We start from the raw sequence: 2491 nt of genomic DNA on the forward strand, positions 1-2491 counted from the left end.
GTGCTGCCCGGCGACCACGAAACCCTTGTCGTCCAGGCGCAGTCGCCCGGGGATCCGGAATCGGTCGACTTCTTCATCGCCGGCGAGCGCGACTACATGTTCGGCGCGCCGGTGCGCAGCCAGAAGGACGGCAAGCTCGTCTTCACCGTGCCGATCCTCGACCGGCCGTCGGCGACGCCGAGCGATGGCGGGCTGTATTACACGCTGACCAGCGCCGAGGGTTCGGTCGACGGGTTGCTGCCTTTCCCTTGATCCAGCATTAGCGCAACGGTTGCGGGAAACTGTCCGGTCCGATATCGAAAGCATCAATCTTCCCCATCTCGCAAGCGAGGAACCCATGACCATTTCGGTTGGCGAAAAACTGCCCGCATCGAACTTCAAGGTGATGACCGCCGACGGCGCCAAGCCGATCACCGGCGACGAGATCTTCGCCGGCAAGAAGGTGGTGCTGTTCGGCGTCCCCGGCGCCTTCACGCCGACCTGCAGCAACAACCACCTGCCCGGCTATCTCGAGAACCATGACGCCATCCTGGCGCGCGGCGTCGACACGATCGCCGTGGTTTCGGTCAACGACGTCCACGTCATGGGCGCCTGGGCGCACTTCACCGGCGGGGAAGGCAAGATCCTCTACCTCGCCGACGGCAGCGGCGATTTCGCCAAGTCGGTCGGCCTCGACAACGATCTTTCCGCGGCCGGCATGGGCCTGCGCTCGAAGCGCTTCTCGATGATCGTCGACGACGGCAAGGTCACCGCGCTCAATGTCGAAACCAAGCCGGGCGTCGACGAGAGCGGCGCGGCTCATATCCTCGGGCAGCTCTAATGCTCGACATCGCCTGGCGCGCGGTCGCGATCGGCATCGGCGCCACGGTGTTCATGGATATCTGGGCGATCATCCTCAACAAGGCGGTCGGCCAGCCCTTGCCCAATTGGGGCATGGTCGGACGCTGGGTCCGGCATCTGCCCGAAAAGGTCTTTCACGACGATATCGGCAAGGCCGCGCCCTATGCGCATGAAAAGGCGCTAGGCTGGGTCTTCCACTACCTCGTCGGCATCCTCTACGGCGTGATCCTGGTCGTGCTCGCCGGCGCGGGCTGGCTGGCCGCGCCGACCTTCCTGCCCGCCTTCATCCTCGGCATCGTCACGGTCGGCGCCGGATGGTTCCTGCTGGCGCCGGGCATGGGCGCCGGTTGGGCGGCATCAAAACTTCCCAATCCGACGAAGGTGCGCGCGCTGAACCTCGTGGCGCACACGGTGTTCGCGCTCGGCATGTTCTCGACGGCGCTTCTGATCCGTTAGCTGTAGAAGTCTCGCGTCAGTAGCTCTGCGTAGAGCGCCGGGGTGCGCGTTTGCCGGTTGGAGCGGCTTTCTGTGGCGCTGCCGCAACCGGCGCAGGCCCTGCCAGCTTCGGCTTGAACGGCGCCATGCCTTGCCGGGCCAGTTCGTCGGCGCGTTCGTTCTCCGGGTGGCCGGCATGGCCCTTCACCCAGTTCCAGGTGACCTTGTGGCGCCGGTTGGCTTCGTCGAGCGCCTGCCAGAGCTCGCCATTCTTGACCGGCTTCCTCTCGCCGGTCTTCCAGCCGTTCTTCTTCCAGCCATGGATCCACTTGGAGATGCCGTCCATGACGTATTTGCTGTCGGTGTAGAGGTCGACCGTGCAAGGTTCCTTCAGCGCATTGAGCGCGGTGATGGCGGCCAGCAGCTCCATGCGGTTGTTGGTGGTCTCGGCCTCGCCACCGGACAGTTCCTTGGTGACGCCGTTGTAGCGCAGTACGGCGCCCCAGCCGCCCGGCCCGGGATTGCCCGAGCAGGCGCCGTCGGTGAAGATCTCGATCTTTTTGTTCATGTCAGCCCGTATTCGGATGGCGACCTGATCGCGCGGTGGAAGCGCATGCGGCGGATATATTCGGTCGGGTCGCGCTTCATCACCAGTCCGCCATCCGGGATGGTCAGCCAGTCATAGAGGCGGGTCAGCATGAAGCGCAGCGCCGAGCCGCGCGCCAAGATCGGCATAGCCGCCTTCTCGTCGTTTCCAAGCGGCCGCACCGACTGGTAGCCGGCGAGCAGCGCCGTCCCCTTGGTCAGGTTGAAGGAAAAATCCTTCTCGAAGCACCAGGCGTTGAGGCAAGTGGCGACATCGTAGGCGTAGAGATCGTCGCAGGCGAAATAGAAGTCGATCAGCCCGGACAGCTTCTCGCCGAGGAAGAAGACATTGTCCGGGAACAGGTCGGCGTGGATGATGCCTTGCGGCAGGCCGCTCGGCCAGTTGCGTTCGAAATCGGCGAAGTCGGCATCGACTTCGGCGGCGAGGCCCGGCTCGACCTCGTCGGCGCGCTCGCGCGAGGCCGCCCAGAGCTTGCGCCAGCCATCGATCGCCAGCGCGTTCGGCCTTCTCATCTGGAAATCCTGGCCGGCAATATGGAGGCTGGCGAGCGCCTTGCCCACTTCCGCGCAATGCGCGGCAGTCGGGCGCCTGAGCGACAGGCCTTCGAGG

4 protein-coding genes and 1 pseudogene are annotated in these 2491 nt (G+C 64.9%); 3 read left to right on the forward strand and 2 right to left on the reverse strand.

Annotated features, from left to right (window positions below):
• From EOA28_RS32310 to EOA28_RS32320, 3 genes and pseudogenes are all read left to right on the forward strand, one after another.
• Positions 1 to 252, forward strand: a pseudogene (locus EOA28_RS32310) (hypothetical protein); the annotation flags it as partial.
• Positions 253 to 337: 85 nt separating this feature from the next.
• Positions 338 to 820 carry a peroxiredoxin gene (locus EOA28_RS32315; RefSeq protein WP_127252552.1) on the forward strand — a complete coding sequence of 161 codons (483 nt, stop codon included), beginning with the start codon at positions 338 to 340 and terminating at the stop codon, positions 818 to 820.
• Positions 820 to 1296, forward strand: coding sequence for a DUF2938 domain-containing protein (locus tag EOA28_RS32320; RefSeq protein WP_127252553.1), 477 nt, complete (start codon positions 820 to 822; stop codon positions 1294 to 1296). Before EOA28_RS32315 ends, EOA28_RS32320 begins: the two co-directional genes overlap by 1 nt.
• Positions 1297 to 1312: 16 nt before the next feature.
• On the opposite strand, the gene rnhA is transcribed toward EOA28_RS32320, so the two are convergent.
• Together rnhA and EOA28_RS32330 are read right to left on the reverse strand one after the other, a co-directional pair.
• The gene (gene rnhA / locus EOA28_RS32325; RefSeq protein WP_127386209.1) at positions 1313 to 1843 is read right to left on the reverse strand and encodes a ribonuclease HI; all 531 of its coding nucleotides are present in this window, start codon (positions 1841 to 1843) and stop codon (positions 1313 to 1315) included.
• The coding region (locus EOA28_RS32330; RefSeq protein WP_128315686.1) for a phosphotransferase at positions 1840 to 2491 on the reverse strand (652 nt) is incomplete at its 5' end. The genes rnhA and EOA28_RS32330, both read right to left, overlap by 4 nt.

Source organism: Mesorhizobium sp. M2A.F.Ca.ET.067.02.1.1 (genome assembly GCF_004023285.1).
GTDB lineage: Bacteria > Pseudomonadota > Alphaproteobacteria > Rhizobiales > Rhizobiaceae > Mesorhizobium.